The sequence below is a fragment of the Desulfurella sp. genome, assembly GCF_023256235.1.
In the GTDB taxonomy this organism is placed as follows: Bacteria; Campylobacterota_A; Desulfurellia; order Desulfurellales; family Desulfurellaceae; genus Desulfurella.
In genome coordinates this window covers 20,920-43,506 of sequence record NZ_JAGDWY010000026.1, presented here as the reverse complement: position 1 = coordinate 43,506, position 22,587 = coordinate 20,920, and the positions used below count along the sequence as shown (strand labels likewise).

31 protein-coding genes are annotated in these 22,587 nt (G+C 31.8%); 22 read left to right on the top strand and 9 right to left on the bottom strand.

What is annotated here, in order from left to right; genetic code table 11:
- The first annotated feature begins 126 nt into the window (after positions 1–126).
- The 3 genes from Q0C22_RS02810 to Q0C22_RS02800 are packed head-to-tail and all read left to right on the top strand — an operon-like array spanning position 127 to position 2,047.
- The gene (locus Q0C22_RS02810; protein WP_291490555.1) at positions 127–303 is read left to right on the top strand and encodes a hypothetical protein; all 177 of its coding nucleotides are present in this window, start codon (positions 127–129) and stop codon (positions 301–303) included.
- Between the two features lies 1 nt (position 304).
- Positions 305–469: a hypothetical protein gene (locus tag Q0C22_RS02805; RefSeq protein WP_291490554.1), complete on the top strand. Its 165-nt coding sequence runs from the start codon at positions 305–307 to the stop codon at positions 467–469.
- Between the two features lie 15 nt (positions 470–484).
- Positions 485–2,047 carry a UvrD-helicase domain-containing protein gene (locus Q0C22_RS02800; protein WP_367172090.1) on the top strand — a complete coding sequence of 521 codons (1,563 nt, stop codon included), beginning with the start codon at positions 485–487 and terminating at the stop codon, positions 2,045–2,047.
- A gap of 847 nt (positions 2,048–2,894) precedes the next feature.
- On the opposite strand, the gene Q0C22_RS02795 is transcribed toward Q0C22_RS02800, so the two are convergent.
- Genes Q0C22_RS02795 through Q0C22_RS02760 form a run of 8 tightly spaced genes read right to left on the bottom strand, consistent with a single transcriptional unit; the run spans position 2,895 to position 5,910 of the window.
- On the bottom strand, positions 2,895–3,290 hold the full coding sequence (locus Q0C22_RS02795; RefSeq protein WP_291490553.1) for a hypothetical protein: 396 nt from the start codon (positions 3,288–3,290) through the stop codon (positions 2,895–2,897).
- 5 nt (positions 3,291–3,295) lie between these two features.
- Positions 3,296–3,712 (bottom strand): hypothetical protein, encoded by a 417-nt coding sequence (locus Q0C22_RS02790; protein WP_291490552.1) that lies wholly within the window; start codon positions 3,710–3,712, stop codon positions 3,296–3,298.
- A 10-nt stretch (positions 3,713–3,722) separates the two neighbouring features.
- Positions 3,723–4,040, bottom strand: coding sequence for a hypothetical protein (locus Q0C22_RS02785; protein WP_291490551.1), 318 nt, complete (start codon positions 4,038–4,040; stop codon positions 3,723–3,725).
- Positions 4,027–4,437, bottom strand: a complete 411-nt coding sequence (locus Q0C22_RS02780) for a hypothetical protein (RefSeq protein WP_291490550.1) — start codon at positions 4,435–4,437, stop codon at positions 4,027–4,029. The genes Q0C22_RS02785 and Q0C22_RS02780 overlap by 14 nt, the downstream gene beginning before the upstream one ends.
- Complete coding sequence (locus Q0C22_RS02775) at positions 4,434–4,742, bottom strand: hypothetical protein (RefSeq protein WP_291490549.1); 309 nt, start codon at positions 4,740–4,742, stop codon at positions 4,434–4,436. Before Q0C22_RS02775 ends, Q0C22_RS02780 begins: the two co-directional genes overlap by 4 nt.
- Position 4,743: 1 nt before the next feature.
- Positions 4,744–5,139, bottom strand: coding sequence for a hypothetical protein (locus Q0C22_RS02770; RefSeq protein WP_291490548.1), 396 nt, complete (start codon positions 5,137–5,139; stop codon positions 4,744–4,746).
- A gap of 5 nt (positions 5,140–5,144) precedes the next feature.
- On the bottom strand, positions 5,145–5,528 hold the full coding sequence (locus tag Q0C22_RS02765; RefSeq protein ID WP_291490547.1) for a hypothetical protein: 384 nt from the start codon (positions 5,526–5,528) through the stop codon (positions 5,145–5,147).
- The gene (locus tag Q0C22_RS02760; RefSeq protein WP_291490546.1) at positions 5,515–5,910 is read right to left on the bottom strand and encodes a hypothetical protein; all 396 of its coding nucleotides are present in this window, start codon (positions 5,908–5,910) and stop codon (positions 5,515–5,517) included. Before Q0C22_RS02760 ends, Q0C22_RS02765 begins: the two co-directional genes overlap by 14 nt.
- 131 nt (positions 5,911–6,041) lie before the next feature.
- On the opposite strand from Q0C22_RS02760, the gene Q0C22_RS10420 reads away from it, so the two are divergent.
- The 13 genes from Q0C22_RS10420 to Q0C22_RS02695 are packed head-to-tail and all read left to right on the top strand — an operon-like array spanning position 6,042 to position 16,376.
- A complete protein-coding gene (locus Q0C22_RS10420) occupies positions 6,042–6,272 on the top strand; it encodes a bL21 family ribosomal protein (protein ID WP_367172092.1) in 231 nt (76 codons plus the stop codon).
- Between the two features lie 14 nt (positions 6,273–6,286).
- Positions 6,287–6,535 carry a 50S ribosomal protein L27 gene (gene rpmA, locus Q0C22_RS02750; protein WP_025392452.1) on the top strand — a complete coding sequence of 83 codons (249 nt, stop codon included), beginning with the start codon at positions 6,287–6,289 and terminating at the stop codon, positions 6,533–6,535.
- A 4-nt stretch (positions 6,536–6,539) separates the two neighbouring features.
- Positions 6,540–7,502 carry a GTPase ObgE gene (gene obgE, locus Q0C22_RS02745; RefSeq protein ID WP_291490544.1) on the top strand — a complete coding sequence of 321 codons (963 nt, stop codon included), beginning with the start codon at positions 6,540–6,542 and terminating at the stop codon, positions 7,500–7,502.
- The gene (proB, locus tag Q0C22_RS02740) at positions 7,481–8,602 is read left to right on the top strand and encodes a glutamate 5-kinase (RefSeq protein ID WP_291490543.1); all 1,122 of its coding nucleotides are present in this window, start codon (positions 7,481–7,483) and stop codon (positions 8,600–8,602) included. Before obgE ends, proB begins: the two co-directional genes overlap by 22 nt.
- Positions 8,603–8,613: 11 nt before the next feature.
- Entirely contained in the window at positions 8,614–9,846 is a 1,233-nt protein-coding gene (locus Q0C22_RS02735; RefSeq protein WP_291490542.1) for a glutamate-5-semialdehyde dehydrogenase, read from the top strand.
- Positions 9,843–10,472 carry a nicotinate-nucleotide adenylyltransferase gene (nadD, locus tag Q0C22_RS02730; protein ID WP_291490541.1) on the top strand — a complete coding sequence of 210 codons (630 nt, stop codon included), beginning with the start codon at positions 9,843–9,845 and terminating at the stop codon, positions 10,470–10,472. Before Q0C22_RS02735 ends, nadD begins: the two co-directional genes overlap by 4 nt.
- Positions 10,465–10,779 carry a ribosome silencing factor gene (gene rsfS / locus Q0C22_RS02725; protein WP_291490540.1) on the top strand — a complete coding sequence of 105 codons (315 nt, stop codon included), beginning with the start codon at positions 10,465–10,467 and terminating at the stop codon, positions 10,777–10,779. Before nadD ends, rsfS begins: the two co-directional genes overlap by 8 nt.
- The gene (locus tag Q0C22_RS02720; protein ID WP_291490539.1) at positions 10,770–11,192 is read left to right on the top strand and encodes a 23S rRNA (pseudouridine(1915)-N(3))-methyltransferase RlmH; all 423 of its coding nucleotides are present in this window, start codon (positions 10,770–10,772) and stop codon (positions 11,190–11,192) included. Before rsfS ends, Q0C22_RS02720 begins: the two co-directional genes overlap by 10 nt.
- Complete coding sequence (gene tsaE / locus Q0C22_RS02715; RefSeq protein ID WP_291490538.1) at positions 11,189–11,608, top strand: tRNA (adenosine(37)-N6)-threonylcarbamoyltransferase complex ATPase subunit type 1 TsaE; 420 nt, start codon at positions 11,189–11,191, stop codon at positions 11,606–11,608. Before Q0C22_RS02720 ends, tsaE begins: the two co-directional genes overlap by 4 nt.
- Entirely contained in the window at positions 11,589–12,383 is a 795-nt protein-coding gene (gene aroE, locus Q0C22_RS02710; RefSeq protein WP_291490537.1) for a shikimate dehydrogenase, read from the top strand. The genes tsaE and aroE overlap by 20 nt, the downstream gene beginning before the upstream one ends.
- Entirely contained in the window at positions 12,370–14,067 is a 1,698-nt protein-coding gene (gene pilB / locus Q0C22_RS02705) for a type IV-A pilus assembly ATPase PilB (protein ID WP_291490536.1), read from the top strand. The genes aroE and pilB overlap by 14 nt, the downstream gene beginning before the upstream one ends.
- Before the next feature lie 12 nt (positions 14,068–14,079).
- Positions 14,080–15,168: a type IV pilus twitching motility protein PilT gene (locus Q0C22_RS02700; RefSeq protein WP_291490535.1), complete on the top strand. Its 1,089-nt coding sequence runs from the start codon at positions 14,080–14,082 to the stop codon at positions 15,166–15,168.
- Between the two features lie 2 nt (positions 15,169–15,170).
- The gene (locus Q0C22_RS02695) at positions 15,171–16,376 is read left to right on the top strand and encodes a type II secretion system F family protein (protein WP_291490534.1); all 1,206 of its coding nucleotides are present in this window, start codon (positions 15,171–15,173) and stop codon (positions 16,374–16,376) included.
- On the opposite strand, the gene cysK is transcribed toward Q0C22_RS02695, so the two are convergent.
- A complete protein-coding gene (cysK, locus tag Q0C22_RS02690; RefSeq protein ID WP_291490533.1) occupies positions 16,363–17,283 on the bottom strand; it encodes a cysteine synthase A in 921 nt (306 codons plus the stop codon). The genes Q0C22_RS02695 and cysK overlap by 14 nt on opposite strands.
- Before the next feature lie 300 nt (positions 17,284–17,583).
- Here cysK and hisIE point away from each other — a divergent pair, with 300 nt between their 5' ends.
- The 6 genes from hisIE to thpR all read left to right on the top strand — a co-directional run.
- On the top strand, positions 17,584–18,360 hold the full coding sequence (hisIE, locus tag Q0C22_RS02685) for a bifunctional phosphoribosyl-AMP cyclohydrolase/phosphoribosyl-ATP diphosphatase HisIE (RefSeq protein ID WP_291490532.1): 777 nt from the start codon (positions 17,584–17,586) through the stop codon (positions 18,358–18,360).
- Positions 18,357–19,445, top strand: coding sequence for a glycosyltransferase family 4 protein (locus Q0C22_RS02680; RefSeq protein ID WP_291490531.1), 1,089 nt, complete (start codon positions 18,357–18,359; stop codon positions 19,443–19,445). Before hisIE ends, Q0C22_RS02680 begins: the two co-directional genes overlap by 4 nt.
- Positions 19,446–19,465: 20 nt before the next feature.
- On the top strand, positions 19,466–20,623 hold the full coding sequence (locus Q0C22_RS02675) for an aspartate aminotransferase family protein (protein WP_291490530.1): 1,158 nt from the start codon (positions 19,466–19,468) through the stop codon (positions 20,621–20,623).
- Complete coding sequence (locus Q0C22_RS02670; protein WP_291490529.1) at positions 20,620–21,078, top strand: phosphatidylglycerophosphatase A; 459 nt, start codon at positions 20,620–20,622, stop codon at positions 21,076–21,078. The genes Q0C22_RS02675 and Q0C22_RS02670 overlap by 4 nt, the downstream gene beginning before the upstream one ends.
- On the top strand, positions 21,075–22,070 hold the full coding sequence (locus Q0C22_RS02665; RefSeq protein ID WP_291490528.1) for a hypothetical protein: 996 nt from the start codon (positions 21,075–21,077) through the stop codon (positions 22,068–22,070). Before Q0C22_RS02670 ends, Q0C22_RS02665 begins: the two co-directional genes overlap by 4 nt.
- Positions 22,067–22,587: RNA 2',3'-cyclic phosphodiesterase (gene thpR / locus Q0C22_RS02660; protein ID WP_291490527.1), on the top strand; the 521-nt coding region annotated here is incomplete at its 3' end. The genes Q0C22_RS02665 and thpR, both read left to right, overlap by 4 nt.

Sequence of the window (22,587 nt, the reverse complement as noted above, 5' to 3'; positions counted from 1 at the left end):
AATTATTTAAATTAAAGAAGAATGTTGATAATATTAATGAGGAATTTAAATTATTGAATGTTTATCTAATTAAAATAATACAGGAGATGAGATATAAATGATTTTACAGTAAGAGGTGACTGAAAAATGAATAAATATAAAAATAATAAAAAAGATATGACCATTAAGTTTTTGGAATATAATATAAAAATAGATATACCCGCAATGGCCGAACTCAATAAACCTTTGGAATTATATTGTAAAATTAATGACAAAAAATACATTATACGCATAAATTTTATAGAGGAAAAAGAGGGTGATTGAAATGAGAGAGACAATAGCAAAAAAATTCGAAAAATTACCAAAGACTGAAACAAAAGAACATGTAACACAAAAATATAAATGTAAGATTTGCGGTAAAGTAGTGAAAAGAAAAGAAAGAGTACCACATTATAATACCCACAGAATAGACAAAAAATTAAAGAGGTGAAGTGTATTGTCTAATATGATGATTAGTTATTCTGATCTCCCCGAAAAAACGACCGTGTTTGGCCCCCCTGGGACGGGTAAAACTTATACGCTCGAACACATATTTTCATCATACACGAGTTCTGGGAGAGATGATGCGTTGTATATCACGTATTCGCGGTCGATGGCCTCGGATGCACGAAGGAGAATGGATTTGTCAAAAGAGTACGTTTCGACGTTTCACTCTGCGTTCACGCGGTTTCTCGGGTGGGACATGGACAGTTTCCTTACCGATGACGATTATACTGAGTTTGCACGCATTACTGGGCTGAAAAAGACCGCAACAATCGATATAAACAATGAGGAAATAGAGGAGGAGGATGAAATTACACAGTTTCTCCGTGGATATAATTATCTGTACCTTAAATACGGCATAGAGGCCGAGAAACATATCCATGAAATGACGAAGTTTTACATAAACGGAATTGATTTTGGATATTTGTTTGACAAGTATAACGATTTCAAGTTCAAGAAAGGCAAGGCCGATTACACAGACATCATCACAGAAGTGTTTAAGAACATATACGTTTTGCCAAACCTTGGCCTTTTGCTTGTAGATGAGGTTCAGGACATGCGGCCGATCATGTGGAAAATCATTGAGAAGTGGTATTCCTCTGGAAAGATAGAAAAACTCGTTGTTGCAGGCGACGACGACCAGAATATATACTACTACGACGGTGCGGATGTCAGGGATATGCTGAAGTTTGCTTCAAATACCAGAAAAATATATCTCAACCAGAGTTTCAGAATACCAAGACAGATAAGAGACGTTGCAATGGAGACACTGAAACAAATCACTACACGTGAAAAGAAAGATTTCCAGCCAGCGGAATGGGACGGGAAAGTCATAAGATTAAACAATCTCGAACAGGCAATCCGTATGCTTGCCGAGATGGATGGGTCAAAGTTCATCCTTGCACGGACAAGGTATTATATTTTGCATGCAACAAAGATTTTAAATATCTTGAAATACCCATACCTCACAATAAACTCAAACCACAGTTATCTGTCTCCGTACAACATGTCGGCCATCGAACTGGCAAGCATATTTATGGACTGGCCTCCAAAAGATTTTGAAAATATGAGGAAGATAATTGTAAATCTTCCAGCAAACGTCCTTGTTCGTGGGATAAAATCCAAGTTCGAGGAGAGAAAGTATGACAAACTACCACAGAACCTGTTTTATAAGACCGATGACTATTTCAATTCATTTTTCGTAAAGAAGTTCGATAAATATGAAATTTTGGATATGATGGATATACCTGTAAATAAGAAAAACGCAGTCAGAAATCTTTTATCTTCAGGCCAAAAAATAGATGTCGAACAAATAATAAAAATAGATACCATCCATGCCGCCAAGGGGAGGGAGGCCGATAACGTCCTCCTGATACAGAACGTCCCAAGAACTACATACATGGAAATGTTTTCGGATAGAAATATTTACGATTCAGAAATGCGTATCAAGTACGTGGCCATCACAAGGACGAGAAAGACACTCATCCTTGTCAACGACCCGACAATTTCTCATATGTCAATTTGAATAAAATTGATATTATTTTTATCTTTTTATTACAATTGAATTTATTATTACGATATTTTATTTCAAATTCTATTAAACCGAAATATTATTAATAATTTTATATTTTCTAAATGACGTGTAGAAAAGCATCTGAAAATTATAAAAATACTCGGATGATCATAATAAAAAAAATTTCCCCCCTTTTTCTATATAGGAAAAAAATATATGGGTATATATGGGTTAAAAAAATTGGTTACCTGGTTACCTATTATTTTTATTGGTAAAAAATACTATCGACTCTCTATCTATCTATCTATCTATCTAATTATATACTATATAGGGATTTGGGAGAATTTAAAGAGAAATATAAAAATAAAATTATATATCTGAGACGAGGTAACCGAGTATTGGTTACCTATCGGTAACCCGATAACCAGACGAAATTCGTCATGTTTTATAAAAATCATAATAATAATAAGTAAATTTTAAATATTCGATAAAATATAACTATTGGCATGGGAGAGAACTGTTCCACGCAGACGTGGGAAGAATGGGTTAATGACTTCAAGCACGGCAGGACGCACGTTGCGTATGGCCTTATAACGACTGCAGGCCTCAACACCGTGATGGCCGTCATTGAGCCGAACATATTTTACAGGATAGTGTTTGTGGTCAATGCAATAATTTCAGTTGGGTCGCTCGTGGATACGGTGGCACATCTGTATTACCATTGAGGCCACCGATATTTAATGAAAAAAGTAGGGAAGGGAAGGGGAAATGAGAATTGGCCTTTTTTTGAATTTACCCCCCTACGTATTGGGCTATTTTTTGAGGTATGTCTTGGGTTCAAGGGGAATTATACCTTTTCTCACTTAAACTCCAAATGTACACCGAATGGAAAACTACTACTACCTAAATAGGATTCGTCTAACATAATGTAAATATCCTTAGGATCTCCAAAAGGCTCATAAAAAGCAGTAATTTTTAACAACATAGGAATTATTCCATGTTTTATTATGTAATTATCTATATATTCTTCACCTTCAATATATTTATCAATAATTTTGTATAATGGTTTATGGCCTTCTTTTTCTACTCTCAAAAAAATATAATCATCATTAGGGTGTTCATTATATATTCCCATTATAGATAATGTATAATCTAACTCTTTGTTTAAAGCAACTCTCCTTATGTATTTGGCCATAATTTGTTTATTAAGCATATTCAATGAAAGAATATTATTCATATACTCACAGAAGTTCATTTTCATCACCAAAACCGTAAAAATACTTCTTTATTTTTATGTTTTTTTAATTTATCTGAAAAAATGCTAAGATTAAATGGCTCTTTTACATAAATATCCATATCATAATAATAACCAATTTTTAACACCATAGGAATTATTCCATGTGTTTTTATGTATTCATCTACATATTCTTCATTTTCAAGATGTCTTCCAACAATTTTATATACTGGTTCATGGCCAACCTTTTCTACTCTAAATTTATAAGAAGAAGGTAATACAACAATTTTATAAGTAGGAGGTAATCCTGGAAAATCATATATTTGAGAGATACCTAAATAAACATATTCTTCAATTCCAACAGAATATATTACTCTTTCTATAGTTTGTTTAGTTGTTATATCCAAGGAAATAAGATTGTTTACATATTCACACATATTCATTTCAATCACCTCAACTGAATATGAACTTTACCTCCTTAAGAGTATCTAAGTTTTTAGTTTTTCCTTCCCATATGGTTAGAGAGTATCCTATATTTGTAAATGTAATGAATGGATATTTAATATTTCTATATCTTACCTTCATTGTATTGTAAAACACTACATTGTGAATGTCGCTTAAAACAGGGCCTATATTAACTGCTATAGAATATGTAGTATATTTTTGGTCTATATTTACACCTATATCTATTCCTTTCTGACTAGTATTTAAAATTAAAATCCAAAGGTGGCTGATATCGGCTAGGTTGTTTACATACTCACACAAATACATTTACATCCTTCCCGAAAAACAAAATAACATCTTTTTTCGTAGGTTTTTTGAATTTCCCAGAATAAAGGTCAGAATACAACGCCTCTTCTATAAAAACACCATGGTCTTTTTGATAAAAAATTTCTATCGCCAGGGGAAGCATTCCATATTGTTCTATGAAGAGTGTATCTACCAATTCTTCATTTTCAATATGTTCTCCAAAAATTTTATATAATGGCTTATTGGCCCTCTTCTCTACCCTCAATTTATAAAGAGTACTAAATAATCGTTTAAATATTGTTTTGTCTTCAGTATAAACATATTTTAGAAATACAACTTCTTTTATTTCTCCTTTCAAAACCTGATTAGATATATTATCTAAGGAAACAAGGTTATTCAAATATTCACACAACTTCATTCCCAATCGCCTCCAAACATTAATTTTACTACAGATGCAGGCAATGTCCTTCGTGTCATATTTAGGCCATAGTAATACAAACTTGAAAAATCTAATACCAAAGGTAATATTCTATCCTCAAATGCTTTTTCTACTCTCAATCTAAAAAAAATGTAATTAATTCCATTAAAGAGTATTATATAATTATCATTTGGTTCATCAAAAACATTTTTATAAAAATTAACATAATCTATTTTTCCTCTCAATCCTTGTTTAGATAACATGTCCAATGAAATAATATTATTCATATACTCACACATCTTCATATCAATCACCTCTAAATATCAAATAACTTATTTTTTCCGTAGGTTTTTTGAATTTCCCAGAAAAAAGGTCAGGTTCAAATGATTCTTCTAAAGAAATGACATTAAAAGAGTCATCACAACTAACATCTAACACAATGGGAAGTATTCCGAATTTTTTTATGTATTTGTTTACTTTTTCTTCATTTCCAATATGTTCTCCAATAATTTTATGTAGAGGCATATAAGTCTCCTTCTCCACTCTAAATAAATAGTAAATAAGTATGAATCGATTAAATATTATATTGTCTGTAGAATAAACATATTTATCAAATTTAACAAAAAGTGTTTCTTTTGTTAAACCTTGTTTAGATAATACATGTAAGGAAATAAAGTTATTTAAATATTCACACATCTTCATTTTCATCACCTATACATCAAAAATACTCCATATGGCCTCTGTAAACATGAAAATTCTTCCAAACGCATAGAATTAACATCAGAATAAATATAATACCAAGTATGAAATTCTAGCATCAAAGGAATCTTTCCATATCTCTTTATGTATGAATCTATACGTTTTTCATCCTCGGTCGGCTCATCAAGTCCAAGAACTTTATACCACGGCTCATGGGCCTCCTTTTCTACTCTAAATATAAAAGCACTATCATTAGCACCCTCCAGGTATAATATATTTTGTTCAGAATGATTATATCTATATACAAAAACTTTTTCTATTTTCCCTATCTTAACTTGTTTAAATAATATGTCCAAGGAAAGAAGATTGGCCATGTATTCACAGAATTTCATTTTCATCACCTATACTCCAGAAACGTATCTTTACATTAAATGCAGGAAATGTTCTATATGATTCAAATACGTTAAAGTCTTTTAAATAATGAATTTCTAATGCTATTGGAACCTTTCCATGTTTCATTATGTAATTGTCTACATATTCCTCATTTGGAATTTTTGTACCATAAATTTTATATAACGGCTCATGGCCTTCTTTCTCTACTTTCAAAGAAATTGAACCTGACCTAATCAAAGTTTTATTAAGCATATTGACGGATGAACTATAAGTTTTAATTTCTTTATCATTAAAAAAGACATTACTTACTTCTCCTATTCTAATTAGATTTTTAATAGAATCCAAGGAAAATACGTTAAGGACATATTCGCATATCCTCATTTTTATCACTCCAAAATACCAAATGTTATCTCTTTTGGAGATTTTACTAAATATTCTTCATTAATTTCTACATTTTTACGTCCTTTAACAAATTCGCCAGTAAAAATTTCTAGTGCCAAAGGAATCTTTCCATATTTCTTTATGTAATTACTTATATATTCATAGTATTTTTTTTCTGTAATTACTACATCATAAATTTTATATATTGGCCCAATGTCGGTATATGTTACATAAAGAATATTAAATATTGGTTCATTGATATCTTTCTCTACTTTAAATTTAAAAGAAGAAAGGGCTTTAAGAAAAAGATTGGCCACAGACAGCACTTTACACAAGTAAAAATTACGCAAATTCTTGCTTAATAGGGGGGCATTAAATGGCACATAAAAAAGGGCTTGGCAGTAGTAAAAACGGAAGGGATTCTATTGGCAAAAGGCTTGGTGTAAAAAGATCAGACGGCCAATTTGTTAATGCTGGCGAAATAATTGTTAGGCAAAGAGGGAGCCATTTTCATCCTGGATTGAATACAAAATTAGGAAAAGACTACACTTTGTTTGCTCTTAAAAGCGGAACAGTAAAATTCGGAGAAAAATTAGGAAAAAAGATAGTTAGTGTAATAGCTTAACAAAATGTTCATAGATTATGCTAAAATCACAATAAAATCAGGTAATGGTGGGGATGGTTGTGTAAGCTTTAGAAGGGAAAAGTTTATAGCAAAAGGCGGACCTGATGGTGGCGATGGTGGCAAAGGCGGTGACATTGTATTTAAAGCAACAAAACATGAAAATACACTTCTAAAATTTCGTTTTCAAAAGTTTTTCAAAGCACAAAATGGTCAAAGCGGTTCTTCAAATAATAAAACAGGTAAAAATGGAGAGGATTTAGTAATAGAAGTTCCAATAGGCACAGTAATAAAAGACATTCATGGAAATATATTGGCTGACCTGGATGCAGATAAAAAAGAATTTATTGCGAGTTTCGGCGGTGAAGGCGGCAAAGGGAACTCTCATTTTGCAACCTCAACAAACCAAACGCCAAGATTTGCTACAAAAGGCAAAAAAACCAAAGAGCAAGAAATCATACTCGAGTTAAAATTGCTTGCCGATGTAGGTTTGGTCGGTTTTCCAAATGCTGGAAAATCCAGTTTATTAAGGTCAATTTCAAATGCGACACCGATAGTTGCCAATTACCCTTTTACAACAATTGTACCCCATTTAGGTTATGTTTCTTACAATGAAAGAAATTTTGTTGTTGCTGACATACCTGGCATAATTGAAGGTGCAAGTCAAGGCAAAGGTATGGGTACAACTTTTTTACGCCACACTGAGCGCACTAAAATTTTGTTATTTATTTTGGACATAACAGATAAACCAAAATTGCATTTTGATATTTTAATAAAAGAACTTGACTCTTATGGGTTAGGTTTAACAACTAAAAAATTTGCAATTGCTTTAAATAAGATTGATATTGTAGCAAATATAGATAAAGAAAACTTTAAAAAACAATTTACACCTTATGATATTTTTTTTATAAGCGCACTAAAGAAAACAAATATAAAGGAGCTCCTTGATTGGATAACCAAGAATATATAGATATAAACAGATATAAAAGGATAGTTATTAAGGTTGGTAGTGCTATTGTAGCAAATAACAACGATATAGATATTAATAAGATTAATGAAATAGCCCAGGATGTTTCTTTTTTAATAAATCAAAATAAAGAAGTACTTATTGTATCTAGCGGTGCTGTTGCATGCGGTATGAAAATTCTAAAAATTAAGAAAAAACCCGAAAACCTACCTCTTAGACAGGCTTTAGCAAGTATCGGACAACCTTACTTGATGAGTTTATATACTAAAGCATTTGCACATTATTTACTAAATGTATCGCAAGTTTTGATAAGTATTGAAGATATATTAAGCAGAAAGCGCTATTTAAATGCCAAAAATACATTTGAAGCACTCTTTGGTTTAAAGATAATACCCATAGTAAACGAAAATGATTCGGTTGCAGTCAAAGAATTAATGTTTGGTGACAATGATAGCCTTTCGGCTCATATTTTAAATCTTGTTGAAGGTAATTTGCTTATAATTTTAACAGATGTAGATGGTGTATTTGATAAAGACCCAAAATTATATCCAGATAGCACACTTATAAAAACAATTACCAATGAAGAACCTTTATTAAAAAACCTAAAAGGTAAAAGTAAGCTAGGAGAAGGCGGTATTGCCAGCAAGATAAAAGCAGCTCTAACTGCATCAAAAGGTGGCAAAACTGCTGTCATAATTAATGGTAAAAAAACAAATCCTATAAAAAGTTTATTTTTAGACAAAAATTTCCTTTATACAATTTTTTTACCGAAAGACTATGTAAAATCAAAAGTATACTGGATCAATAATTGTTTAAGTTTGGGCAAACTATACATTGATCGCGGTGCGTTCGAAAGTATAAAGCAACGCAAAGGACTCCTGGCAAAAGGTATAAAAAATATTGAAGGTGTTTTTTTAAAAGGTAATGTAGTAGATATTGTCTTTGAAGGCAAATCAGTAGCAAAAGGCATTGTAAATTATGATTCTACTGATATTGAAAAAATAAAAGGCATTCATTCAAAGGAAATTGATAAAATATTGGGTCATAAAACTCGAGATGATGTAATAAGTACAGATAATATAATAATATTGCAAAACAGCTAAAAGGAGCATTTATGTTTAATTATATTGAAGATCTATGTAAAAAAGCAAAAAAAGCTTCACAAATCTGTTTAAGCGAAGAAAAAATAAATGCTTGCTTAGAAAAAATTGCTCACAACATAAGCACAAACAAAAACCATATCATAGATGAAAACTCAAAAGATATTCAATCAAGTAACATCTCTAAAGCCCTAACAGATAGACTTACTTTGAATGAAAAAAGAATTGATTCAATAATTGAGTCTTTACATACTATAATAAACCTTAAAAGCCCGGTAGGCGAAATTATAAAAGGCTGGAAGCTAAAAAATGACATTGAGATAGAAAAAGTGCGTGTTCCCATTGGAACAATAGCAATAATATACGAAGCAAGGCCAAATGTAACAGTTGATGCATTTGCATTGTGTTTCAAAAGTTCGAATTCATGCGTGCTAAGGGGTGGAAAAGAAGCGTTTAACACAAATAAATACTTAAGCTCACTAATTAGGCAAACACTTGAATCATTCAATATAAACCCCGATTTTTTAACATTTATAGACAAAACAGAAAGACAAGCTATTGAACATTTAATTAAAATGGACAAGTATATAGATCTGTTAATCCCGCGAGGCGGAGAATCACTTATAACATTTATCTCTAAAAACGCTACAGTGCCAGTAATTCAGCATTACAAAGGCTTGTGTCATCTCTATATTGACGAAAGCGCAAATATTGATATGGCATTAAATATTGCATACAATGCAAAAGTTCAAAGACCATCCGTTTGCAATGCCATAGAAACACTTTTGGTCCACAAAAATATTGCAAATGAGTTTTTGCCTGCTCTAGCAAAAAAATTTGAAAATATTGTTGAACTTAGAGGATGTGAAAACACGCTTAAAATTTTACCTAATATAAAACAAGCAACTCAAGAAGATTGGCAAACAGAGTATTTAGATTACATACTATCCATTAAAATCGTTGATAGCACAGACCAGGCAATAGAGCATATCAATGAGTACGGCTCAAAACACTCAGAAGCCATTGTTACACAAAATTACACAAATGCAGAAGATTTTTTGAATAAAGTTGATGCTGCTTGTGTTTATGTTAATGCTTCTACACGTTTTAGTGACGGTGGTGAATTTGGTTTTGGAGCAGAAATAGGTATAAGTACTTCAAAATTGCATGCACGAGGTCCAATGGCTTTGGAAGAGCTTACAACATACAAATATAAAATTAGAGGAAATGGTCAAATAAGATCATGAGGATAGCTTTTTTTGGTGGCACATTCAATCCTATACATATTGGTCATTTAATCAGTGCAATTGAAATAAAGGAGTATTTTTTTATTGATAAATTTGTATTTATACCAACAGGCATACCGCCTCACAAAAAGATTATTGATCTAAGTGCAAAAGACAGATACGATATGGTTGCCTTAAGCGTAGCTGGTCTTGAAGGCTTTGAAGTAAGTGATATCGAAATAAACTCAAAAGAAATTAGCTATACTGTAGATACAATTGATTTGTTAAAAAAACAATACAAAAATGATGAACTGTTTTATTGCATAGGTGCAGACGCATTTTTGGGCATTGACACATGGAAAGGTTACAAAGAGCTATTAAACAAAATAACTTTTATAATTATAACAAGACCCAAATATAGCATAGAGCAAATCAAGCTAAAATATAACTGGCTAAAATTTATTGAAGCAAAAAAAATTGCAAAATACCCCCCAAGACACCAAAGCGCTTATATTTATTACCGAAAAATAGACATATCTTCAAGTCAGATTAGAAAACGTGTTAAAGAAAAAAAAACCATTAGGTATTTTGTACCATACGATGTAGAAAAAATGATTTTAGAAAAGAGGTTTTACCTTAATGAATAAAATTTTAGATATATTGTGCGAAAAAAAAATTGAACACATTAAAATTATTGACATGAAAAATATACAGGTTTTATTTGATTATTTTGTTATAGGCACAAGTAATTCTTTAAATCAATCCCTTGCTTGTGTGGATGAGCTTGAAAAATTAAGTATAATTAACCATGTGGAAAGTGATGAAAAGGGTGACTGGATACTTATAGACTGCGGACTGATAATTATTCATTTATTCAGTGAATCAAAAAGAAAAGAAATAGACTTAGAGTATTTATGGAAAGATATGCCAATTGACATTTTTGAATGCAAGTAAAGTTTATTTTTGTGGGGAAAAAACTTAAGTTGGATAGTTTTTGTGAAGTTTATATAAAACGTATAAAAGCATTTTGCAGTACCGAAATGATTTATATTAAACCTTCAACGCTTAAATTAGAAGCCTTGTTTATACAAAAAAAGATTAAACCAGATGATTTCGTATTTATACTCGATGAAAACGGCAAACAACTAAATTCATACGAATTTGCAAATCTTATCAAAACAATCAATAAAACTATGGTATTTGTAGTTGGCGGTGCTTTTGGAATAGATAAAAAATCTTTTAAAAATGCTTTTTTTCTTTCTCTTTCAAAACTTACACTTCCACACCAAATCGCAAGATTAATTGTATGCGAAAGCGTGTATAGAAGTTTTACAATAATTAAAAATATACCCTACCACAAAGAATGATATATTATAATGTAAAAACACTATCCCAAACAAAAAAAATAGCACAAGAATTTGCACAAATAATAAAACAAAAAAAGCAAGCTATTGTTTTTTTAAAAGGAGACTTAGGAAGTGGTAAAACAACTTTTGTCAGATTTGTTTTGCATTATCTAGGTATTAAAGATTTCAAAGGAAGCCCATCCTTTACTATCGCACATGAATATTACACAAAAGAAAAAAAAGTAATACATATGGATTTATATAGAATTCAAACAAAAGAAGAGCTTCTTAACACGGGAATTTTTGAATACTTTGATCAAGTAGCAATTTTTTTTATAGAATGGCCGAATTTACTTGAAATTAAACCCGATATTGTGATAGAATTTAATACAACAATAAAACAAAGGAGTATCGGGATTGATTGGGCCACAAACTAAATTATACGCGATAATTGGTAAACCAATAAAGCATAGCTTATCACCGAAGTTACACAATGCTATGTTTGAAAAATATGGTATTGATGCCGTTTACTTAGCGTTTGAAGTAAACAACATAAAACAAGCCATAGAAGGCGTTAAAGGTCTTGGTATTAAAGGTTTAAACGTTACATTACCTTTCAAAAACGAAGTGATTAAATTCTTAGATTCTATCGAGAGTCAAGCAAAAATTATTGGATCAATAAACACAATTAAAAATTCAAACGGGACACTTTTGGGTTACAATACAGATTACCTTGGCTTTTTTGAAACCATAAAAGATATAGATTGCAACAAAAGCATCTGCATATTAGGTTCTGGCGGAGCATCTGCTGCTTGCATTTATGCCTTTTATAAAAAAGGCGTTAAATCTTTAAATATTTACAATAGAACATTTGCAAATGCTTTTAAACTTAAAGAGCAATTTGGAGACTTAATAACACTTAATTTAATAGAAAAAAAAGATATATATAAAAATGAAATTATTGTAAACACAACATCAGCTGGCATATTAGGTAGCGAAGACATCATTGATCTAAATTTATTAAACAAAAATAGTTTATTAATAGATATTGTTTATAAATCTGAGCTTATAAAGAAAGCTGAAAGTCTTGGAATAAATAGTATAGATGGAACAAAAATGTTTATTTATCAGGCATACCATGCATTTAAAATCTGGACTGACATTGAGTTTGATATAAACCATGCATTTGAGGTTATAAATGGCTCAAGCTAACAGGCAATTACTTGGCACAATGCTTTTATACGAAAATAAAATTACACAAGAACAACTTGATAGAGCATTGCAAAAGCAAGCCCAGACAGGTGATTTGCTTGGTAAAATACTTGTAGAAGAACATATAATAACTGAAGATGAACTTTTGGAGTTTTTGGCTAAAAAATATGGCTTAGAAACAATTGACCTTTCAAAAATTCAAATTCAAAAAGAAGCGATCAATTCAATACCTAGCGAAGTTGTAAGAAAACACCGCATCTTACCGTTTGCAATAGATAATAATGTACTGAAAATAGCTTTGTTTAATGCTGAAAATGTTTTTTTAATAGACGAAATACGTTTTCTTACCGGCAAAAAAATATCCATTTATCTTGCCAAAGAAAGTCAGATTAATGAGTATCTTGTAAGATATTATGGAACAACTAAAGAATTAGAAGTTTTGGTAAAAAATGTAACAGAAAATATAGAGAGTTCTATTGAACAAATAGAAAGCCTTGATTATGATGAAGTAAGCAATATTGACGATGCACCTATTATTAAGCTTGCAAACAGTATATTAGAATCTGCCGTCAAAGAAGGTGCTTCGGATATTCACTTAGAACCATACGAAAATACATTTAGAGTAAGGTTTAGAATTGATGGCAAAGCAAAAACAGTTAACACACCACCAAAAACAATTGCTTCAAATCTTATTACACGTTTTAAAATTATGTCAAAGCTCAACATTGCAGAAAAAAGACTACCCCAAGACGGTAGAATCAGAATAAAAACACTTGGTAAACTAATTGACTTAAGGGTATCTACAGTGCCTACGGTATTTGGAGAAAAATTAGTTATGAGGCTACTTGATAGGGAAAATATCAAAGTTTCGCTTGACAACATAAACATGAGACCAACTGACTTGCAGCGATTTAGAAACGCAATAAACTTACCAAACGGCGTTGTTATTGTTACAGGACCTACAGGTTCTGGTAAATCCACTACGCTTTATGCCGCTTTAAATGAATTAAACAAGGAAGACAGAAATATTATGTCTGTTGAAGATCCTGTAGAGTATAATCTAGAAGGCATTAATCAGGTGCAGGTAAAAGAAGACATAGGTTTAACTTTTAGTAGCGCCCTTCGGGCATTTTTAAGGCAGGACCCAGATATTATTATGGTTGGCGAAATTAGAGATACAGAAACTGCAGAAATTGCCGTTAGAGCTGCTTTGACCGGGCATCTTGTGTTATCTACACTCCATACAAACGATTCGGTATCTGCAATCACAAGACTTGTAGATATGGGCATAGATAGATACTTAATTGCAAGTTCACTTAGGTTGGTTTTGGCTCAAAGACTGGTTAGAAAAATTTGTTCCTACTGCAAACAGCCTGTTAATTTACCTAAAGAAGTTTTGTTAAAAGCTGGTTTTTCTGAATCGGATTTAAATGATATAAAGATTTTCAAAGGCAAAGGCTGTTCTCATTGTTTGGATACAGGCTACAAAGGCAGGATGGCAATATTTGAAGTCCTACCGATAACAGATGAAATAAGAGAAATGATAATAAACGGTAAACCTGAAAACGATATAAGACAAAAAGCACTTGAGCAAGGTATGCTTACTTTAAAACAGGATGGTTTACAAAAAGTCAAGCAAGGCGTAACAACGCTTGAAGAAGTTTTAAGTGTGGCTATAAACTAAAAGAGGTATTTTATGAAACCAAAAGATTTAGTTGAACTTTTGAGGCATATCTGTTCAATCAAAGCCAGTGATTTACACATTACAGTAGGCTCTCCACCAAGGGCAAGAGTAAATGGCGACCTTGTAAATTTAGATTATGACATGTTAACTCCTACAGATACGCGTGATTTATGCTACAGCGTAATGAACGAGTTAAATAGAAAACGCTTTGAAGAAAATTTTGATGTGGACTTTTCGTTTGGCGTACCAGATCTTGCACGATTTAGGGCAAACGTATTTATGCAAAGAGGCTCTGTTGCTGGAGCTTTTAGGATAATACCGCAAGAAATCCCAGATTTTAACACTTTAGGCTTACCATCTATAATAAAAGAATTTGCTAATTTACCGAAAGGATTGGTTTTAGTTACAGGACCTACAGGTTCTGGTAAATCCACCACTTTGGCTGCACTTTTAAATTTGATTAATAAATCCAGACCCGTTCACATTATTACGCTTGAAGATCCAATTGAATTTACATACAAGCACGATAAAGCTCTTGTTAACCAAAGGGAAATTGGCACGGATGCATCAAGTTTTGCTCAAGGCTTAAAACATATTATGAGACAGGACCCGGATGTCATTTTAATTGGTGAAATGAGGGATGCAGAAACAATAGCAGCAGCACTTACTGTAGCTGAACCTGGCCATTTAGTATTTGCTACGCTTCATACAAATTCAGCAGCAGAAACAATAACAAGAATTGTAGACGTATTTCCTTCATCACAACAAGAGCAAGTTAGAGTTCAACTTTCTACATCTCTACAAGGCATTGTAACACAAGCATTATTAAAGAAAAAAGATAATTCTGGAAGAGTTGTAGCAGTTGAAATTTTGGTGCCAAATGCAGCTATAAGGAATTTAATTAGAGAAAACAAAATCCCCCAAATATACTCAACAATGCAAATAGGACAGGAAAAAACCGGTATGAAAATATTCAACCAATCATTGTTTGAACTCTACTCAAAAGGCTTAATATCCTACAATGAAGCACTAAATGCATCTTTAAACAAAGATGAGCTAAAAAACATGATGGATAGGATAAAAATTAATATGAGGAGTTAACTATGCCATACTTTAGGTGGAAAGGTAACATAAACAATGTAAAGCGCAAAGGAGAAGTTATAGCTGATAGCAAAGAAGCTGCTATAATGAAATTGAAAAAACAAAATATTGATGTCTTATCCATAAAACAATCAGCACCACCAATTGAGCTGGATTTTTTAAACAAGGTAAAACCTAAAGACTTAATGATTATGACAAAACAACTATCCATTATGCTAAATGCTGGTATACCTATAGTATCTGCTTTTAATATATTAATAGAACAAGTAAAAAATACAAAACTTAAAAAAATCATTACAGATATTAAAGAAAAAGTTGAAGCCGGCTCTTCATTTTCTAACGCCTTAAGGGAACATAAAGATATCTTTTCTGATTTATACATAAATATGGTAGAATCAGGCGAGACAAGCGGTAACTTAGATGCAGTGCTCCAAAGACTTGTTATTACTATGGAAAAAGATCTGGCGCTAAAACGCAAACTCAAAGGTGCTTTAATTTATCCAACAATGGTAAGTATTGTAGCTGTTGCAGTTATTGCTTTGATATTAACATTTGTAATACCTACATTCAGTAAAATGTATGCAGATAGCGGTATGCAATTACCTCTATTAACACGCATTGTAATTGGCGTAAGTAATTTCTTAAGAGACTATATTATTGTAATTCTTCTAATTCTTGCAATAATTATTGGAGCTTTTGTTATTGCGAAAAAGAAAAGTATAAAATTTAGAACATATGTAGACTCACTTATGCTTAAATTACCTTTACTTGGTACACTCATTTTAAAGACATCTATTGCCAGATTTTCTTCTATTTTATCAATGCTTACTTCAGGTGGCGTAAGCATCCTTGAAGCTATAGATATAGGCGCAAAAACTTCGGGCAATCTTGTTATAGAAAATACCTTAACGAAGGTCAAAGAAGCAGTAAAAGAAGGATCAAATTTGTCTGAGCCTATAGCAAAAGCCGGGATTTTTCCGGATATGGTATCACAGATGATTTCTGTTGGCGAAGAAACGGGAAAATTAGAAGATATGCTTGTTAAAGTATCACAATACTACGAAGAAGAAGTGGACAATAGTGTAAAAAATCTGACAACAATGTTAGAACCCATAATTATAGTAGTATTGGGAGTCATAGTAGGAACTCTTGTTATAGCAATGTATCTACCTATCTTCAAGATTGGTCAAGCTATCAAGGGTGGATAGAGATTGTACTTAAATAGCGCTCTGCGCTATCGCAAACCATAAACACGATATTTTTATCTTTATACTCACTTTTATTTGCAAGTTTGTAAGCAACTGCAAAATTTGCTCCGCTTGATATGCCAGCCAAAATACCTTCTTTTTTAGATAAGTAAATAGCGTATTCTATTGCTTCTTCATCTTTTACTAACTCAATTTTATCAATTAAACTTAAGTCTAGATTTTTCGGTACAAATCCAGCGCCTATGCCTTGTATTGCATGAGGCTTAGGTTTAAAATCAATATTTTTTAAAAATGAGCTTATAGCTGGGCTATTTTCTGGCTCAACTGCCACGCAAATGCAGTCTTTTTTTGTTTTTTTCAAAAACCTTGAAACGCCAGTTATTGTACCGCCTGTTCCAACACCGCTTACAAAAACATCAACTTTGCCATCTAAAGCATCGAAAATTTCAGGACCTGTAGTAAGTTCATGTGCTTTTGGGTTTGAAGGATTATTAAACTGATCCGGCATAAAAAATTTATTTGAAGTTTTCAAAATCTCATTTGCTTTTTCAATTGAGCCTTTCATACCTAAATTAGCTCTTGTTAAAATCACATTTGCTCCAAATAATTCCATTAACTTAATGCGTTCTTTACTCATTGATTCAGGCATTACTATATTTACATTAAAACCAAATACTTTACCTAAAAAAGATAAAGCAATGCCAGTATTTCCACTTGTAGGCTCAATAATTTCCATTCCTGGTTTTAGTTTGCCATTATCTATGGCGTCTTTAATCATAAAATATGCAGCCCTATCTTTAACCGAAAATGTAGCATTTTTTGTTTCTAATTTTGCAAAAAGCCTTGCATTGGTTTTTAAACCAAGCTCCACTAAAGGTGTTTTGCCAATTGTATCAATAATGCGCATTTTACCTCCAACAAGGCTTACGCCTATTTAAAAAACTTAGCCTGCGTCATTCTCAAACGCTAGCAAAAAATCTCCCACACGCAGGAATTGGTAAAGAAACTAGATCCTTCGTTTACGCTTTAGGATGACACCCTCTCTCGTCATTCTGAGGGCAACGCCCGAAGAATCTCCCCACTTTATAATGGTACAAAGTAGATCTTCGTTTACACTCAGGATGACTAACTTCGCTTACACAAGCAAATTTTATAATTTATTGCGCTATGTGTCAAAATTTAAAAAACACTTTACAAGAAAGTATTTTTGAGATATTATAAAAATATGGAGCTAAGCCAGATAATTAAGTTTGACAAAGATGGGCTTGTGCCTGTTATCACTCAAGATTTTTACAATAAAGATGTTTTAATGTTTGCATATGCAAATAAAGAAGCACTGCAAAAAACCATCCAGACAGGTTATGCCCACTACTTTTCAAGAAGCAGAAAAAAATTATGGAAAAAAGGCGAAGAAAGCGGCAATGTACAAAAAATAAAACAAATCTTATTTGACTGCGACGAGGATTGTATACTTTACAAAGTTGAACAGGTGGGTTGTGCGTGCCATACATTTCACAGAAGTTGTTTTTATAGAGAATATTTTAGGGATCAGATAATAGAAATCCAACCACAGCTTGATAAAAATTTTAAAGAAACTATTTATAATGTTGAAAATGTCATTCTAGGCGATAGCGAAGAATCTCCCATGAAAGTAGATCCTTCACATGCGTCCAAGGTAACCATTCTTGACGAACTTTACAAAACCATACTTCAAAGAAAAAAAGATATGCCTCAAAACTCTTATACTGCTAAATTATTTTCAGATGGCCTGGAAAAAATTGCAAAAAAATTAAACGAAGAAACACTGGAGTTTCTTTTTGCACTAAAAGAAAACGACAAATCACATATAATTTACGAAGCAAGCGATTGTTTGTATCATTTGTTAGTTGCACTAGCATACAAAGAAATACCTTTTGATGCAATTTTGGAAGAATTAAAGCGTAGAAGAAACTTTTCTGGTGAATTTGAAAAAAAGACAAGATGAATATAGCAATTATTTTAGATGAGCCGTGGAATAGCTCTTTAACTTTCCTTGGCAACTCGTTTTTGGAAACCTTAGAAAAATCTCATCAAGTCTCTTTAATATGCCAGAAAGATAGTTACATAGATAAATATTATTCTAAGGATAATGAAAGAAAAATCCAAAATAGATCATTTAATAACGCTTCAATAACCAAATACCATATAAACAATTTACGCACCAAAAATCCCATAGTTTTTTTTAAAAATCTAAATCAAATAAGAATGCATCTAAATGCCATAAAACCAGATATTGTACTTACAATTAGAGGAGATGCAACTTTTCAGGCATGTTTATTAAAAAATCACTTTAATTTTAAGCTCATTAGAATTTTTGGTGAAAATAGAAAACCATCTCTAAACAGGCATTGCATAGATTATGTTTTCTTAAGCACCAAAAGATATGAAAATATAGTTAAAATTCCCCATAGCATAATTAATGGCGTTGTCGATATAAAAAAATTTACATTTAAAAAAGAAGGAGCTCTAAGGATTAGAAAAGAATTTGGCATAGACAATTCAGATTTTGTTTTTGGGTTTATTGGTAGAACCTCGAAGGTAAAAGGCATATCTATGCTTTGCCAAGCATTTGCAAAACTTGAGTTTAACGCAAAACTATTTATGCTTGTATATGAAACAGAAATAAAAATTAGCGAAATCTTGGAAAAAATAAAACAGCTAAACATAGAAAACCGTGTAATTATAGAAAGCAAACTCAGGGATGATGTAGAAGATATAATTAGCGCATTTGATGTAGGTGTTGTAAGTTCAATTGATTCAGAGGCTATTGCAAGGACAACGCTGGAATTTCTTGCGTGCTCTAAGCCTTGTGTGGTAACAAATGTAGGTTGTTTAAACGAAGTGGTTGACGACTCATGTGGAATCATTTGCAAACCAAATGTTTCAAGCCTGCAAAAAGCATTAACTTGTATACATGATAAAGATTTAAGCCTGATGGGAACATTTGCTTTAAAAAAAGCACAAAAGTATTCAATTGAAAGCTTGAGCAATCTGATAAATGATACGTTCAGTAATATATTTAAAAAATGATTAGTTTTTTAGGAGGCTATATGGATGTTTTTGAACAATCAGATAAATATACAGCAAATACTTACAAAAGAGCTAAGGTTTGTTTTGATCATGGAAAAGGAATGTACTTATACGATAATAATGGAAACGCTTATTTAGACTTTTTAGCAGGCATTGCTGTAAATATTCTCGGGCACTCACATGATATTGTAGTAAATGCAATTTGCGAACAAGCAAAAAAACTCATACATGTATCAAACCTATATTACATAAAAGAACAGGCCGAAGCCGCACAGTTACTCGTTGAACATTCATGTGCAGATAAGGTATTTTTTTGCAACTCAGGTGCAGAAGCAAACGAAGCGGCCATTAAACTTGCCCGTTTGTATTCAAAATTCAGAAAAACAATACTGACATTTGAACATTCCTTTCATGGAAGAACAATTACAACACTCGCAGCAACTGGTCAAAAAAAATATCAGGAAGGTTTTGAGCCTATAACGCAAGGCTTTGTGTATGCAAAATTTAACGATATAGATGATTTTTATGCTAAAGTCAATCCAGATACATGCGCTGTAATGATAGAATTCATACAAGGAGAAGGTGGCATAAATCAGGTAGATAAGGATTTTGTCAAAGAAATAATCAATTACTGCAAAAAAAATGACATATTGCTTATAGACGATGAAATTCAAACCGGGATGGGCAGGACTTCAAAGTTTTTTGCTTATGAGATATATGATTGTAAACCAGATATTATTACATTGGCAAAAGGATTGGCAGCTGGCGTACCAATTGGTGCTATGCTTGCAAAAGATTATGTGGCAAGCGCTTTTATGCCTGGTTCGCATGGTTCTACATTTGGAGGTAATCCACTTGCCACAAAAGTTTCAAGCGAAGTTATAAATTTTATATTTAACAACAATATTTTATCTCATGTAAAAGAAACAGGCGAGTATTTTATAAACCAGCTTTTGCACTTAAAAGAAAAAAAAGCCTCAATAAAATCTGTAAAAGGCATAGGTTTAATTGTTGGCATATCCATTGACAAACCATGCGAAGAAATAGTTGAAAAAGCTTTGGAAAACAAAATTTTAATTGGCAAAGCTGGCAATGACACATTGAGGTTTGAGCCACCTTTGATTGTTGAAAAAGAGCACATAGATAGACTCATTGAGTTTTTAGATTCTGCATTATGAAGTTTGAAGATGATATACAAAAAATTGCAGATATAATAGCTACAGTGTTTGGGATTGGCTATACCGCGTATGCACCAGGCACTATGGGCTCTTTATTTGGCATTTTAATATATATGTTTTTAAAAGAAACTTCGTTTAGTATTTATGCATTAACAGTATCATGTTTATTTGTAATTGGTACAATTGCCAGCGAAATTGTAGAAAGTGCCTATAATATAAAAGATCCATCATTCATAATTATCGATGAAGTAGTAGGTATGCTTGTTACACTTATGTTTGTAGGTTATTCTTTTTGGGCTGTGTGGCTTGGATTTTTATTTTTTAGAATTATTGATATATCAAAAGTGCCCCCACTGAATTTTTTAGAACGCATAAGCGGAGGGCTTGGGATAATGCTTGATGATTTAGTGGGCGGATTTATGGCTGGCATTTTGCTATATATTATATTTAGATGAGTTATTCTGTAGTATTTTTAGATATACCCTATTCCCACAACTATTACTTAAGCCGCATAAGAAACATTGGTGAAACTTCCTCTATAACTTTATCTTGTGCAAGCGATTTTAATGACATGCGCAGGTCAATAGAGTTTGCATTCCAAAATTCAGATGGCTTATTCATTGTTTATTCAAAAAATTTATGGCATAAACTACAAAAAATTATGCTTGTTAGTTTTGAGCGTCCAAGCGTATTTAAAGAAGAAGCCTACATTGTAGCTTCTGGTTTCAAAAAATTATCAGATGGCATATTTTCAGATATTGTTTACGGAAAGCCTGTTGTTTTTGTACCTCAAGAGTTAGATGACAGTTTTGATTTTTCTGAACTAAAAAAACTATTCAATATTAAAAGTCAGGTAATAGGCGTTTTTGAAGGAAATATAAACACACAAAACACAGTTTTTTCCGATGAAGTTTTAAGCTATATAAAACTTGAAAACACCAATATGTTTGACTCAAAAATTAAAAAATCAAAAATATTTACATATAGTGCCCAGGATTGCAATCAAGCATTAATCGAAGTACTGGAAAAAACTTTAACAAAATTATCCATTGCTGATTTGTCAACAAATGGTTGTTTTACAAGCAAATTAATGTCACAAGAAAAAAGCAAAAATTATATTGCACTTTGTATTGACAATTGCCCTATAGAGTCTTTATCTTACTTTTTTGGTATAGATCAAAAATATATAGAAAAATATGGCTACTTTAGTCAATCAATCGCAAAAGAGATTTCAAACGCTTTGTTGCAATTTGGCAATTCAGATTGTTCTATTACAATTTTGAATGATAATCAATATAATAGGTTTTTATTTTTTGTATTGTATAAAGATGAAACTTTTGATATGCTAATTAGGGAATTTGATGGTACGTACAATATTATAAGGCAAAAAGTAACTAATTTTGCCATACTTTTTTTAAGAGAATTTATTCTGTCAAAAAGTTTATGAGAGCTTTTGTTGCAATAGAGTTACCACAAAATATTAAAGACAAATTAAATCTTTTAATAGAGCGCTTGCCAAAATCAAGCGGTATAAAATTTACAAAAATAGAAAACTTGCATATTACGGTTAAGTTTTTGGGAGAATTATTAGAAAGTAACATAGAACCAATTACAAAATTTTTAGAAAATATTGCTTTAAAATACAAAAAATTTGATATAAGACTTGATAAAAGCGGCATTTTTAAAAGCCTTAAAGATCCTAGAATCTTTTGGGTGGGCCAAGATAACAATATTGACTTCTTAAACATTGCTTCAAGTCTTGACGCCCTATTTACAAAAGAAAACCATGTTTGCCATATTACACTTGCAAGGCTAAAAGCTACGCAAATTTCTGAAGTAAGAGGGCTTATTGAAATTGCGAATAATTTTTTAAGCCAAAATACTTTGAACTTTAGCGTGGAAGAATTTTGCCTTTTTGAGAGTATATTAAAATCTCCAGCACCTGTTTATAAACAATTAAAAAA